Origin of the sequence: Haladaptatus sp. CMAA 1909 (assembly GCF_043952005.1) — an archaeon.
In the GTDB taxonomy this organism is placed as follows: domain Archaea; phylum Halobacteriota; class Halobacteria; order Halobacteriales; family Haladaptataceae; genus Haladaptatus.
The window spans coordinates 2,213,192-2,226,961 of record NZ_JBIOAV010000001.1 but is presented as its reverse complement, the minus strand read 5'-3'; the positions used below and the strand labels follow the sequence as shown (position 1 = coordinate 2,226,961).

Sequence of the window (13,770 nt, the reverse complement as noted above, 5' to 3'; positions counted from 1 at the left end):
CGGATTTTCGAGTCAGTGTGACTGCTCCGGTTTCGTCTACAGTTCTCTCGGGATGCGTTGGTCGTTAGCTCTCTCCGAGTACTCGGCTGTAACTTCTCTCCGAGTACTCGGCTGTAACTTCTCTCCGAGTACTCGGCTGTAACTTCTCTCCGAGTACTCGGCTGTAACTTCTCTCCGAGTACTCGGCTGTAACTTCTCTCCGAGTACTCGGCTGTAACTTCTCTCCGAGTACTCGGCTGTAACTTCTCTCCGAGTGCGAGTACAGACGTCAATGAGACCGCCACCGCCCGCCACCGCACAGCATCAGCCACTCCCTCCCCAACCGATTGCGCTTCTCGCTTCGCTGTGATGCTCATCCCTCGCGCGCTTCAGCGAGGCGACTCGGACGACACGTCCTCGTCCCCTCGCCAGCGCACGCCGGAATGGCTGGATTCCGCTTCGCGAAATCGAACTGCTTCCCCGTCACCGAAAGCCGCTCTCTTGGAGGGCTTCGTTCAAATCCTCCCGAATTCGCTCGCCGAGGTCGCGGTCCATGGCGGTCGTGACGACGCGGTTCTCCTGCACGCTGGACCCGTCGCGGAGGAGGAGGCGGACGTTGCCGTTCTCGTCGGCGCGGGTGGCCTTGGCGCGGACACCCGAGTCGGAACTCGCCCCGCCCGCGTTGATGGGGCCGGGGATGACCTTCTTGACGTGCGGGTGGCAGGCGACCTCCCGAATCACGCGCATGCCGTCCCGGTTGCCGATGAGCGTGGTGTGACTCCCGCCGATCTTCTCGCTCGGGGGGAGGTCCACGACTTCGAGCGAGCGCTCGCCGCGCCGCGCCAGCACCTCCTTGACGGGGTTCTCGTCGCCGACGCGGTAGAAATCGTGGTGGAGCTGGGCGCGGACGGCGCGAATCACGTCGCGGTTGCCCGCCGCGTACACGTCCTCGGGGTGTTTTCGTCGCACTTCGTCGGCGATGCGTCCCGCGAAGTTACGGAGTTCGACCACCTCGGTTTCGCCCTCCTCGGGCGTGGTGCTGACGCCCGTCTTCCCGACCACGGTTTCGTCGCGCAGCATCGTGATGTCGGCGTGGTCGCGGGTCACGGCGAGGACGACGGAGTCGGCGTTCCGCGTCCGGCAGACGAGGCAGTAATCGCCCGGTCGTTCGAGCGAGGACGCACACTGCCGACAGTTCATACGCGTCTTTCCCAACCATGGCGTTTAACCTCGGCGTTTCGGCTGCGATTTCGATGAGGGAAAGAAAAATATCGGATGGAAGACAACTACGGGTATGCGTCCCCGAACGATTCCCTCCAAACGGTCGCTTTTCGTTCTCCTCGCCCTCCTGTCGGTCCTCGTGTCGTTCGCCGCGACGCCCGCGGCGAGTGCACCACCGCCGGAACCGTTCTGTGGCCCGTGTGGCGGTAGCTTCACTGAAGAAGCACGGTGGTACGGCGAAACCAACGGCGTCCAAAACGTGACGTTCGGCGTCGAACACAGTACCGCGACGATTCGCGTTCACGATAACGGCACCGCGACGTGGACGGTGGAAAACCGGCTTGCGAGCGAGGAAACGGCGCGGTACTTCCGCGAGAACGGATGGATGCTCGACGAAATCGCCGAGAACGCCGGTCCGGGTTCCTCCCTCGAACCCGAAACGTTCCTCGACGCCCACGTCGTCGGAACCAAAACGGTCGTCCTTCGCTATCGGACGACCGCCGCCGCGACGGCACCCGGCGGCGTCGTCAGGTTCGACGGGTTTCGACACGCGCGCGAAGGATCTATTTCCGGACTCGGTGCCGACCGTCTGACCGTGGTCGGACCGCCGGGGACCGTCGTCACCCGCGCACCGGAGGGCGCACAGATTGATGGCAACGCCTTCACCCTGACCGCCTTCAGCGACGTCGGGGACGGTCCGTTCGTCACGTTCGCGGAGTCGGGCGGGATTTCCGGCGAGGCGTGGAGTTTAGTCGCGGTGACGCTGCCACTCCTCGGCGACATCGCTCTCAACCTCCTCTTGGACGTTCTCCTCCCGGCGGGCATCCTGTTCGGCCGCCTCGTCGGATTCGTCCGACTCGGCGGCCGAGAGGGAAGCGGAAACGAACGGACCTCCCGTTTGGTCGCGGTCATCGTCGGCGTCCTCGGCGTTCTCGCGCTGCTCGTCGGGACCGTTCGGTTGAGTGACGCCGTCTCGGGCTACTCGATGGGCCTCGTCGTTGCGGGCGGGACCTACGCCGTCCTCGGATTGCTGGCGTTCAGCGCCGCCCATCCGACGTTTTACCGCACGGTGGCCGCCGTCCTTCTCGCGTGGGTGGTCGGCCTCTGTGCGGCGATGGTGGCGGCTATCGCGGTGGACTCGCCCGTCGCGGCGCGGCTTTTCGCCTCGAACCCGTACGCGACCCGTAAATTCCTGTTCGCGGCGTTTTCGGTCCTTCTGGCGTCGTTCATGACCGCGGTCGGGTACGCCGCCGCGGTTCGTCGGCATCGGGGATTGGCCCTCGGCGCTCCGCCTGCCGCGTTCGCCATCGTGCTCGCGCTGACGACCTCGATAACCCGAGTTAGGGGACCGAACGACCTCCTGTTCACCCTCTTCTTGCTCGCGTATCTCCTCTTTTTCGTCGCGTTGATCGGTCTGCCCGCGTTCCTGCTCGGACGCACCGTCCCGAAGGGGAGATAGATATCACACCTCTATCGGCGCGCCGCCGAAGACCGCGAAACTGACGACCCAGTAGACGACGTACATGCCGAGGAGGACGTACCCGTGCCACGCTTTGAGGTGCCCTGTCGAGATGAAGTACGCCGCCAGCAGGGTTCCGATGACGAGGACGGGGAGGTGCCAGACGAGGACGGACGACCCGATGCCGACGCTCCCGGCGAGCGCGATGATGCCGATCTTCCCCGTGACCGAAAAGAGGACGCTTCCGACGACGTTGCCGATGCCGATTTCGGGCGCGCCGCGGCGGACGGGTTCGACGGTCAGAAAGAGGTCCTCGACGGTCAGCACGGCCGTCGCGATGGTGGCCCCGAACACCGTGTCCTCGATTCCGTAGGTGGTGATTACCCCTTCGGTCCCTATCGACATCGCCGAGGCACCGACGACGAGTCCGACCAGCGCGAGAACGGACAGGCCCAACCACGCGACTCCCGGCAACTCGCGCTCGGGGACGAACGGGATGTCGTCCGCGACGGGTCGAACGACGCCACCGTCCAGCATCTCTTGGACCTCCGTATCCCGGAACACCGGCGTGTTGCGATCCGACTCCCGGTAGACGATGTAGCCGAAGACGGCGACGAAAAGGGCGACGAGGACGACGCCATCGACGGGCGTCACCCCGCCGGACAACACGAACGGCACCATCACGAGCGGCGAGAGCGCGAACAGAACGAGATAGTCGCGGGGGACGTCCACCTCGAACGGCGTGACGATGGCGGCCAGCGCGAGCGTGATACCCGTCAAGGAGAGTGCGGTTCCGAACACGATTCCGAGCGCCACACCGTTTAGGTTCTCGACGTTCGTCGCGACCCCGAAGACCACGTCGTCGAACTCGATGCCGGTGAACAGGATGGCGAGGACGAACAGCGACAGGTCGAGTCCGACCGCGGCCTTGGTGAGAAAGCCGATGAGTTTCTCGACGCTGTAGACCAACAGCGCCGCCCCGGCGATGAAGACCACGACGGCCGGAATTCCCGTCACCATCGCTCCTTCGCCACCGTCGCCCGCCTCCTGTGCGAGTACGGGGGTGACGGTCAGCGAAACGAAAAGCAGTGCGCCGAGCAGTGCGGTGAACCCCGTTCGGCCTGTCATCGATGCCACAACACCGCTCTCGACCATATTCCCTCGGGACCGTGGATGAGAGTACGGTGAAGGATTATACACGCGCCGAGTCGCGACGTCGCTGCCCGACCGCGTGGTGTCCCTATCCCATATCGAGCGGGTTCGCCTTCAGGAACTCCCGAAGGAAGACCGTGGCGTACGACCCGGAGGGGAGCGCGAACGAAAAGGAAAGGGGGTCGTGGGAGAGCGAGAACTCGCTGCCGAGAAGTATTGCCCGACGGGTGCCGGTCGAATGGAACTCACCGGGCAGATTGAATTCGTGCGGTTCGAGGTCGAGTTCGTCGAGGACGGCGCGTTCGATGTCTCCCTGATCGCCGCCCGCCAGTTCCGTCTCGGTACCGACCAGCGGCACGGTGACGAACGCCCGGCCGCGCCGACAGTGGCGCTCGATGGTCCGAACGCGCTTCTCGCTCACGTTCTGCTGGCGATCCACGTCGGGGACGGTCAAGCCGTCGACCGACTCCGCGAAACACACCACGTCGCCTGCAACCGGCTTGTCAAAGGGAAGCCCCCGCCGAAGTCGCTCGCTCAGGATTCGGTTGAAGACGTACGACTGGGCGGCGTTCACCAGCAACCGCTGGAGGTTCGTCGGCAGCGATTCGAGCGCGTCCCGGAAATCCGCCGGTTCGGTGCCGCCGTTCTCCACGAGGCGGTGGGCCATCGAGCGCTCGAACCCGAGTCGTTTCGGCAGGGCGTCGAGGACGGCGTCCCAGTCCGGTGCGAGTTCTTCGACGCGTTCGCGGGCTTCGCGCGTGTCGTCGGGTTCCGTCTCGAACGGGTTGCCGACGTAGGCCATCACCGCCTCCTCCCACTCCTCGCGGACGACGTGGAGGCCGACTTCGTGCGTCACCGGTCGGAGGCTGCCGAACCGCTGTTGGCCGAAGAAGTTGGGAACCGCGAGCATGTCGTCCCCGCCGGCGAACTCGCGCAGTTGGGTCGCGATTTCGTCGGCGTTTTCCGGATGGTCGGGGTTCGTGACGGTGATTTCGAACTCGTTGCCGACGAGGTCGCCGAACAGCAGTTCCCGTCCGGCCCGGCCGACCGGTTCGAGTTCGGCGGCGCGCATCTCCGGCAGGTCGTCGGGGTCCACTTTTCGGAGGCTGAACAGTTGGGTCGTCACCGCGCGCTTGTCCTTCGTTCCGGCCCACGACACGCGCTCACGGCTGATTCCGAGCGCGCTGGAGAGGCTTCTGGCGAAGTCGTTGGTGTCCCATCCGTGGAGGGTCGCACGGACCACGAGATACGGGTACGACCCCGTGTCGGCGTCGAGGGGGTCGGCGTCGAATCCCTCTATCTCCCGCACCCTGAAGTCCTCGTTCGTCTCGCGGAGGGTTCCCCCCACGCCGTCCTCGTCGCTGACGTAATACTCCATGCCGACCGCTGCCTCGATGAGATGTGCCTCGCGCATTCGTTCGGCTCTTCGGTCCGAACGGGATTAAAAACCCTACTCTCCGGTGGGAATGCAGTTCGTCGCCAATTCGATGCTCTCCTCGGGAGTGACCGCCCCCGACTCGGCGTCGTAGTTGACGAGTCCGACGGACGTCAGCTTCGGCAGGTGGACGTGATACAACAGTATCTCGGCTTCGCTCGCCTCGTCGTCGGACACCTCGGCGATACTTGTTTCTTCCTCCCACGCCGCGACGTGATACGCGAGGTCTCCGATGGTCGTCGGCGTCGTCGCGTCGGAAAGATACGAGAGTACGTGTCGTCGGTACGGACTGCTGAGGACGTCGAAGATGGCTTCGACGGATATTTCGGTTCTCTCGCTCGACGGCGATGTGTGGACTTCTGTCTCTCTCTCCATTGGTGATGTAGTGGTACGTCGGGGGCAAGTACGCAGTACCTACGTACGTTGGCTATCGGGGGTTCTCTCTTCGCATCCCTCGAATCAGTCCCTCAGGCTGCTGAAAAACGCCGATGCGAGTTTTCCCTCCGCCTTCCGAAGGTGCTGATGGAGCGTCGCGGGTGCGATTCCCATCGACTCGGCGACCTGTTCCGCCGTACTCTCGCGCGGCCAGTCGTAGTACCCCGCCAAATAGGCGGCGCGGAACGCGGACCGTTGCCTGCCGGTGAGTTCCGCGGAGAAGTCGTCCTGAAACCCACGCTTGGACTGGTCGGTCCGCTCTACGTCCCGTTTTGCGACGAGTTCGATATCGGGGAACGACGTCCGAATCGACTCCAGCAACGTTCGAATGTTGGTTTCGCGTGTCACCTCTACCACGACGTCCTCGGTTCCCTCGTGCGCCTCCGCCGTCACGACTTTCGCACTGGATTCGATGAAGTTCTCGACGAGCGACGAAGAGACGGTCAACACCAGTAGTCCTTCCTCGTCGTGAATCCAGACGACGCGCGAATCGTTCACGGTCGAGAGCGTCGCCGCCGCATCCGCCACCCGTTCCGGTCGTGCGTCCTCGACGCGAACGTAGTAGAGGTACTGACCGTCGGACGTCGGAACGGTGCCGTCGAGGACGAGCGTGCAGTCGATTCGGCGCGACAAATCGACCAGCAGTGCTTCGTCATCCGTGACGCGGAACATCAGTTCGACGGCCGCTTGGTCCGTCGCGAGAAGTTTCTTGTTCTCGGTCGCGTTGATGGCGAACCCGACGAGTTCGCCGAGCGTGTCGAACCCGGCGACTTCCCGCTCGCTGAACGCGTTGGTCCGTGTCGCATACACCACCAGCACGCCGTATCTCGTCTGCTTGTACGAGAGCGGGACCGCTATTCCCGAACGGAGTCCGCGTTCCAACCCTCGCTCCCGAAGACGGTCGGTGAGGATGGGAGTGCGGGCGAAATCGCGAACGACGACGTGCCGTCCCGTCCGAAAGGCCCTCGTCGCAGGCCGTTCCCATACCTTGTTCTCCCTCTCGACCTCTCCGACGAGTTCCTGGAACGCCTGGTCCTCCCCGGCGAGCGTTCGAGGAACGATACCGTCTTCGACGAGGTCGTGGTCGCCGACCCACGCGAACCGATAGAGGTCGGAGTCGGCGAGTCGGCGACACACGGTTTTCTCTATCTCCTCGCGCGTGGCCGCGCCGACGAGTTCGTGAACGACCTCGCGGACGAGTTCGTTGAGGCGATTCAGCGTCTCCAATTCGTCGCGCTGCTGGCGAAGCGCACGTTCTCGCTTTCGACGTTTCGAGAGGTTCCGACCCGTTCCGGCGAAGCCGATGACTTCGCCACTCTCGCCGGTGAGTCGCGTCGCGTTGAACTCGTACGGGACGCGCTCGCCGTCCGCGGTCACGAGCGCCGACTGGCGCGTCTCGGTGTTGTCACCGACGAGTACCGCGTCGATGGCGGTTCCTATCTCCGCGTGGTCCTCCTCGGGGATGAAATCGAGCGGGTTCATCCCGTCGAGTTCGTCGTCGTCGTACCCCGTCACCTCCACGAGACGGTCGTTCCATTCGACGAGCGTTCCGTTCGCGTCGAAAACGTAGAAGAGGTCCGGGAGCGTATCGAAGACGGCGTCGACGGTGGATTCGTCCATTGTCCGTTACGGATTGGCAGTGGTGTTTGACAACATGGTACGTGGTCTATCGGTATCCAATGACCCGGACAGTAAAAGATTTGTGGATTGATATGTTTTCGTCGGCTACCGCTCGGTATCAATACAGGGAAAGGTCGCCCGTCACTTTGTCCACGAGGTCGTCGTCCGCGGGGCCGACGGCGAGTGCCGTGACGGTGCCCGGTTCGAGTTGCGTGTGACCGGCGTCGCGGATGATGGCGTGAGGGAGTCCTTCCGCCCGCGCCTTCTCCGCGAGACGGAACAGTTCGTCCTCGCTTCCGCCCTTCAGTACGACCTTCTTCTGGCCTTCACCTTTCCACCGCTTACGCGCCCGCTGTCCCGTGTCCTCGTACGCCGAGAGGGAGGCGTGGGCCACTTGCGCGGCGAGTTTCCCCTTTCCCATTCCGATGTCCGTCCGGGCGACGATGGCCTGTTTCATGGTCGAGCGTCGTAGTAGCGGACCAAAACACTGGCTACTCGTTTCTAGAAAGCTTATACCCGTTGACAATTACGTCGGAACGATGCTTTCCGATGCCCTCCTCCGCCCCAACCGCTTCTTCGAAGAACGCTCACCTCGGCCTCGCCTCGCGAGCGCGTTCGCCGTCGTCCTCGTCGTCGCGCTGGCCTCGACGGCCCTCTTCGGATTCGTCGGGTGGACGATGACCCAACGAATGACCGGAACGACGCAGATAGACAACCCGAACCGCCCGAGCGATACGTTCTGTAACGACGACTTCTTCACCGACGGCGCGGGGAACCTCTCCGAAGAGTGCGACCGGCCGAAGCAGAAGACGGTTGTCATCGGCGATCTCGTCTGGAAGGAGTTTCAGGAGAAAATTCCGCTCGTCTTCCTCGGCGTCCTCGTAGCGTGGCCGTTCACCGCAATCGGACTTCACGTCGCGTCGGCGGTCGCGGGCGGAGAGGGGTCGTTCTCGAACACCCTCTCCGTCGCCGGGTGGGGGATGCTTCCGTCGCTCGTCCAGATGCTGGTCGGTATCGGACTGTTCTATCTCGCGCTCCGCGGGGCGGACCTGTCGGGAAGCGACCCGCAGGTACTCCTCGACCAACTGCAATCGCTCGTCGCGACGGCACGCGGCGGGTCGGCGTTCGTCGCCCTGCTCGGAACGGCGTGGCAGTGGGTCGTCTGGACGTCTGGACTGAAACACGCCCGACGGCTCTCGACGGGGGCCGCGGCGGTATCCGCCGGAGCTATCGCCCTCCTCTCGTTCCTCGCGGCACTCGCCTGATGACCGGTGGGTCTTTACACACCCCCACCCCTGTTTTCCACAATGATACTCTCCGACGCGGACATTAGCCGCCGTCTCGATTCCGGTGATTTGGTCGTCGAACCGATAGACGAACCCGACTTGCAGATTCAACCGGCGAGTATCGACCTTCGACTCGGCGAGGAGTTCCTCGAATTCCAGCGCACGAACATCCCGTGCATCCACCCCGACAGCGAGGGTGAGGTGGACAGCTACGTCACCGAAACCGTCGTCGAGGAGGGCGACGAGTTCATCCTCCATCCGGGCGATTTCGTTCTCGGCACGACGAAGGAACGCGTCGAGATTCCGTCGGACCTGCTGGCTCACGTCGAGGGTCGGTCCTCGCTCGGACGACTCGCCGTCGTTGTCCACGCCACGGCGGGCGTCGTGGACCCCGGCTATCGCGGGCAGATCACGCTCGAACTGTCGAACCTCGGCACCGCCCCCGTCGCGCTCAAACCCGGAACGCGAATCTCACAGCTCATCTTCACGGAACTCAAGAACCCGTCGGAGCGACCGTACGGGTCGGATCGCGGGTCGAAATATCAGGACCAAGCCGGGCCGCAGGCGTCCCGAATCGGCAGCGACCACGAGTTCGGCGGTGATCAACTGTGAAGTTCGCGGAGGAAGTCGTCGTCGAGGAGTTCCTCCCGACGTTTCGCTCGATGCTGGCCGAGGACCTGCGCGGACGCGGACTTACCCAAAGCGAGGTGGCCGCCGCCCTCGGCGTCAGCCAGAGCGCCGTCTCGAAGTACGCACACGGCGACGTGGCACAGAACGAACGCGTCCGTGAGGACGAGCGCGTCGCCCGTCTCGTGAACGAAATCGGCGAGGGGCTGGCGACGGGAAGCATGAGTCAGGTGCAGGCGCTGGTGGAGGTCGAGGTACTCATCCGCCGACTCGAAGACCACGACCTCATCGCGCAACTGCACGAGGAGGCGATGCCCGAACTGGCGGGGTACGGCGGCGATTTCAACGTTCACGACCCCGGCGACGAACTTCGGGCGACCGAACGCGTCCTCTCGTCCATGCGGCGCGGTGTCCACATCGTGGAGGGGACGAGCGGATTCACGTCGCTCATCCCCGCGGTGGGGTCGAACCTCTGTGAGTGTCTCCCCAACGCCGAGAACATCGACGACGTGGCGGGTATCCCCGGCCGTATCTTCGACGTAAAAGGTCGAGCGACGATTCCGGCGGAACCGGAGTTCGGCGTCAGCGGCCACGTCGCGTCCATCCTCTTGGCGGCACGAACGCACGGTGCCGACGTACACGCCGCGCTCAACGTCCGGTACGACCCCGACATTGTGTCCCGTCTGGAGTCGGCGGGTCATTCGACCGCCGAGTTCGACGCCGAGTACGACAATCTCGGCGAAGCGGTCGGCATGGCTCTCGACGAGACGCCCGACGCGACGGTGCTCTATCACACCGGCGGCTACGGTATCGAACCCATCGTCTACATTCTCGGCGACTCCGCCGAAGCGGTGGCCGAAATCGGAAGAAAAATCGTCTAAACCGGGACCCGCTCGCCGCGTTGGACTTCCCGAACGATGTCGTCCGGCAACACGTCGTCGCGTTCGCGCCGAAGGTCGTTGACCGCTCTCGCGAACGAGAGCAGCGCCGAGACGGCGCGGTCACGCGTCGCGACGCGCCCCACCGGTCGAATCGTCGTGTATCTGTTGCCGATGCTGTCCTCCAGTTCGAGTTCCCACTCGTCGGCTATCGACGCCCTCACTGCCTTCACCGAGATGTTTCCGTCCTCGTGCTGGAGTTCGATCTCATCTCCTCTGACGGGTGTCCGTTCCCATCCGGCGGGAATGTCTTCGGTGTCTGGCAGGTGGTTCATGTTTCGGTTGGTTGTTCGTTGTCTCATTTGGTTTGCCTCATGCCTGCTTGTGCGAGTCGTTTATGTCCAACGGTCGAATTGGCACACACAAAGTATATACCGATCCGGTCGCACTCTTCAGTTACCTCGGGTAGGGGTACACGAGGTAATTTTTCTTCGAAACTGTCCGCTCAGTCGCGCGTCCGGAGAACGACAGTTTCGTCGTCGATTCGCTCGACGTCCTCCTCCGAAACCGCGTACGTGTTCTCGTCGCTCCCCCCCGCGTCCAACTCCGTCTGCAACGTCTCGACGACGTCCGGTTCGGCTCCGACGTGTGCCGTCCCATGGCGTACCTCCGTGACCATTCCGACGTCCGACCCATCCGATTCGATGACCCGTTTCCCCTCGTCGTCTTCGGTCAGGGCAATCGTCATGTGGCATAAATTGCGACGTGAGGGGACTTTAGCGCTATGAGTGATTCCTGACTTGTGGCTCGGTTGATGACGGTCCCTCTTTTCGCGACGAAAGGAAGAGCGCGAACGCGATGGGAGAGAGGAGCGCGGTCGCGAAACTACCGCCGAGTGCGAGCTCACCCGGAGAGATACCCGTGGCCGCGTCCGTCGGTCCGTCCACGACGACCGCACCCTTCATTCCCATCCCGAGATGCGGTTCACAGACGTACTTCGTGATACCGCCACCGCGAAACGTGTGGGTGAAGGTCGCGCTCGAATCACCGAACAGATCGCTCGCAAACGACCCGTCCTCCGCGACGACGTTGTGGATACCGTTTCCGGTCCACCGCCACGTCACGGTCGTCCCGGGGTCGATACGAATCGCCGCCGGATCGAATCCGTACGGACCGCCGTTGCCCTCGACGCCGACATCGACCGTGACGGCATCCTCTCCGGTCAAATCGGTCGTTCCGTCGAAGGTATCGACGCCGTCGAACCACCCGTCGTAGGAAGTCTCCGCCCCGTTTTCGCCCGTCGCTCCGGGGAGCGCGGCATCCCCGACGAGGACCGTTCCCTCCATCCCCATCGCACGGTGCGGTTCGCAGTAGTAGTTGATCGCTCCGCCCGTCTCGAACGTCCGGGTGAACGTCGACCCGGCCGTTTCCTGAAGGTCGCTTGCAAACGACCCGTCCTCCGCGACGACGTTGTGCATTCCGCCGTCGCCCGACCACTCCCAGACGACGGTCGTTCCGGGGTCGATTCTGACGGCGGCCGGCCCGAACGCGTAGGTTCCGCCGTTTCCCTCGGCGCCGACCACCACGGTAACCTTTCCCTTGCCGGTTTCGTCCACGACCGTCGGTGACTCCCCGGCCACCGGCGGCAGGGACGAAAGCGCCACGATACCCGCGCCACCGCGGAGTACATCCCGACGTGCTATGCCCGTCATCGGTTCACCCCTCGTACCCCGCATACTCCATCAGGTTGGCGAAGATATCGGTGTCCATCGCCTCCTCGTAGACGACCGCCGAGAGCATCCCGCCGGGATAGGAAGCCCCGTTTCTGACGTGATCGACCTTGTGGCAGTGCATGAGGTAGATGCCGGGGTCCGCGTCCGCCTCGAACTCGATGGTGTAGCGTTCCGCCGGCGAGACGTTCACCACGTCCTGCGGGAACCCCATCGCCTCGGGATAGTCCGCGCCGTCCTTTTCGACGATGCGGAACCGGTGGTTGTGGATGTGAAGCGGGTGCGACATGAATCCGCCGTTGACGAAGTGAATCCGGACGGTGTCACCTGACTCCACGATGAACGGCGTCCCGTCTTCGGGGTGAAGGGTCCGCGGCGCGCTCTTTCCGTTGACGGTGAACACGTCGGGGCGACGGTTCGTGAGGTCGAAGGTCGCGTCTTCGCCGGCGTACGCGCGCGAGAGTCGCGAATCCCACTCCCGGACGGTCGCGAAGTACTCCTTGTCGGCCTCTTCGTATCCCTCCGGGTCGACGCGAAGGATGCCGAACATCCCCATTTCCATGTGCATCGGCGTCTGGAAGTGACAGTGATAGAGGTGAGTGCCGGGGACGTTCGCCCGGATGGTGTACGTGTGTTTCTCCCCCGGCGCGGCAGTGATACCCGTCGTCGTCGGCACGCCGTCGTTTTCCCACGTCTTTCTGACACCGTGAAAGTGCAACGTGTGGGGGTTCTTCATGTTCGTGTTGTCGAGCGTTATCTTCAGTTCGTTCCCCTCCGTCGTTCGGAGGACGGGTCCGGGGACGCTCGGTGGTAAGTCGTTGGCCTGAAACGCCCACACGTTCGGGAGCGTCACCGGACCGCCCATACTTTCGAGCGGGTGGGCCTCGTGCCGGGCGGAGACCGTTCGCATCGTCATCTCGTGACCGAGCGCGTCCAAATCGACGACCTGCGGCGCGCTCGTCGTCGGGAGTGCGTCGTTCCCGTTCGCCGCGGCGGCGCCGTCCTGTCGGTCCGGTCGTGACGGTGCCGCACATCCGGCGGTGGAGACGACGCCGACGGTACCGGTCGCTTTTACGAAATCACGCCGCGAGATGCCCGTTCCGGGTGCGCCAATCTGTGACCTCATAGTACATGTTTAGCTTCGAGGACGAACGTGATATGACTGGAAGGTGGTTCTCACCGCGTGAGAGTTGTTCTCGAAAGCTGGGAACGACGTGGACGAAACGACCCGGTTCCTTTTGTTTGGGTTCGTCGTACGGAGAACCATGTCACGGACCGGACCGTCCGCCGCCCAGCAGTTCTACGGACGCTGGGCACGACTCTACGACCTGCTCGCAGTGGCGACCCCCGGACTCTCTCATCTCCGGAGCCAGGTCGCCGACGAACTCCACCTCTCGCCCGGCGATACCGTGGTCGAGATGGGGTGTGGAACCGGGGCCAACTTTCCCCACCTCCGAAGTCGCGTCGGTCCCGAGGGTAGGGTCATCGGCGTCGATTTCACCCGCGGAATGCTCGAACAGGCACGGGACAGGGTCGAACGAGAGGGTTGGGACAACGTCCACCTCGTGCAGGCCGACGCGGCCACGTTCTCGCTCAGCGAAGAAGTCGATGGGCTTCTCGCCACCTTCGTCGTCGGGATGCTGGGCGACCCGTACGCCGCGGTCAATCGCTGGCTTGACGGCATCCGTCTCGGCGGACATCTCGCGTTGCTCGACGCCGGACAGAGTTCGCGCCCCTACTCGTGGCCGGTGAATCAGGCCTTCCGTGGCCTCGTCCTCGCCTCCACGCCCGGCGGGACGAGCGGGTTCGAAAAATCGCCGTGGTACGTGCTGGACGAGCGAATCGCGGAGTCGCGGCGGGCGCTGTCGGAGCGAACGGCGGACGTGAGCGACAGCGAGCACGCGCTGGGCGTGGTTCAGATTACCGGTGGACGGGTGACGGAATAATA

General features: G+C 63.8%; 15 protein-coding genes. 5 read left to right on the top strand and 10 right to left on the bottom strand.

The features are described from left to right. Positions 1 to 462: 462 nt before the first annotated feature. A complete protein-coding gene (locus ACGYLY_RS12230) occupies positions 463 to 1,179 on the bottom strand; it encodes a DUF2103 domain-containing protein (RefSeq protein WP_395281339.1) in 717 nt (238 codons plus the stop codon). 94 nt (positions 1,180 to 1,273) lie between these two features. Between ACGYLY_RS12230 and ACGYLY_RS12225 the strand changes: the two genes are divergently transcribed. Next, positions 1,274 to 2,659, top strand: coding sequence for a hypothetical protein (locus tag ACGYLY_RS12225; RefSeq protein ID WP_395281340.1), 1,386 nt, complete (start codon positions 1,274 to 1,276; stop codon positions 2,657 to 2,659). A gap of 3 nt (positions 2,660 to 2,662) precedes the next feature. Here ACGYLY_RS12225 and ACGYLY_RS12220 read toward each other — a convergent pair whose 3' ends face one another. From ACGYLY_RS12220 to pth2, 5 genes are all read right to left on the bottom strand, one after another. Further along, positions 2,663 to 3,787, bottom strand: a complete 1,125-nt coding sequence (locus ACGYLY_RS12220; protein ID WP_395281341.1) for a sodium:calcium antiporter — start codon at positions 3,785 to 3,787, stop codon at positions 2,663 to 2,665. Between the two features lie 112 nt (positions 3,788 to 3,899). After that, positions 3,900 to 5,225: a tRNA pseudouridine(13) synthase TruD gene (gene truD, locus ACGYLY_RS12215; protein WP_395281342.1), complete on the bottom strand. Its 1,326-nt coding sequence runs from the start codon at positions 5,223 to 5,225 to the stop codon at positions 3,900 to 3,902. 36 nt (positions 5,226 to 5,261) lie between these two features. Continuing rightward, positions 5,262 to 5,621: a hypothetical protein gene (locus tag ACGYLY_RS12210; protein WP_395281343.1), complete on the bottom strand. Its 360-nt coding sequence runs from the start codon at positions 5,619 to 5,621 to the stop codon at positions 5,262 to 5,264. 84 nt (positions 5,622 to 5,705) lie between these two features. Then, positions 5,706 to 7,301 (bottom strand): bacterio-opsin activator domain-containing protein, encoded by a 1,596-nt coding sequence (locus ACGYLY_RS12205; protein WP_395281344.1) that lies wholly within the window; start codon positions 7,299 to 7,301, stop codon positions 5,706 to 5,708. A 118-nt stretch (positions 7,302 to 7,419) separates the two neighbouring features. Next, positions 7,420 to 7,758: a peptidyl-tRNA hydrolase Pth2 gene (gene pth2, locus ACGYLY_RS12200; protein ID WP_231184855.1), complete on the bottom strand. Its 339-nt coding sequence runs from the start codon at positions 7,756 to 7,758 to the stop codon at positions 7,420 to 7,422. Between the two features lie 82 nt (positions 7,759 to 7,840). On the opposite strand from pth2, the gene ACGYLY_RS12195 reads away from it, so the two are divergent. The 3 genes from ACGYLY_RS12195 to ACGYLY_RS12185 are packed head-to-tail and all read left to right on the top strand — an operon-like array spanning position 7,841 to position 10,095. After that, positions 7,841 to 8,566 (top strand): Yip1 family protein, encoded by a 726-nt coding sequence (locus ACGYLY_RS12195; protein ID WP_395281346.1) that lies wholly within the window; start codon positions 7,841 to 7,843, stop codon positions 8,564 to 8,566. Positions 8,567 to 8,608: 42 nt separating this feature from the next. Next, positions 8,609 to 9,199, top strand: coding sequence for a dCTP deaminase (gene dcd / locus ACGYLY_RS12190; RefSeq protein ID WP_231184853.1), 591 nt, complete (start codon positions 8,609 to 8,611; stop codon positions 9,197 to 9,199). Continuing rightward, entirely contained in the window at positions 9,196 to 10,095 is a 900-nt protein-coding gene (locus tag ACGYLY_RS12185; protein WP_395281347.1) for a thiamine-phosphate synthase family protein, read from the top strand. Before dcd ends, ACGYLY_RS12185 begins: the two co-directional genes overlap by 4 nt. Here the strand turns inward: ACGYLY_RS12185 and ACGYLY_RS12180 are convergent. The 4 genes from ACGYLY_RS12180 to ACGYLY_RS12165 form a co-directional block, all read right to left on the bottom strand. Continuing rightward, positions 10,092 to 10,427 (bottom strand): hypothetical protein, encoded by a 336-nt coding sequence (locus ACGYLY_RS12180; RefSeq protein ID WP_395281348.1) that lies wholly within the window; start codon positions 10,425 to 10,427, stop codon positions 10,092 to 10,094. The two genes, ACGYLY_RS12185 and ACGYLY_RS12180, sit on opposite strands and share 4 nt — an antisense overlap. Positions 10,428 to 10,597: 170 nt before the next feature. After that, positions 10,598 to 10,840, bottom strand: a complete 243-nt coding sequence (locus ACGYLY_RS12175) for a PRC-barrel domain containing protein (RefSeq protein WP_231184850.1) — start codon at positions 10,838 to 10,840, stop codon at positions 10,598 to 10,600. 34 nt (positions 10,841 to 10,874) lie between these two features. Beyond that, entirely contained in the window at positions 10,875 to 11,804 is a 930-nt protein-coding gene (locus ACGYLY_RS12170; protein WP_395281349.1) for a halocyanin domain-containing protein, read from the bottom strand. A 4-nt stretch (positions 11,805 to 11,808) separates the two neighbouring features. Next, entirely contained in the window at positions 11,809 to 12,948 is a 1,140-nt protein-coding gene (locus ACGYLY_RS12165; protein ID WP_395281351.1) for a multicopper oxidase domain-containing protein, read from the bottom strand. A gap of 139 nt (positions 12,949 to 13,087) precedes the next feature. Between ACGYLY_RS12165 and ACGYLY_RS12160 the strand changes: the two genes are divergently transcribed. Then, entirely contained in the window at positions 13,088 to 13,768 is a 681-nt protein-coding gene (locus tag ACGYLY_RS12160; protein ID WP_395281353.1) for a class I SAM-dependent methyltransferase, read from the top strand. Positions 13,769 to 13,770: the final 2 nt, after the last annotated feature.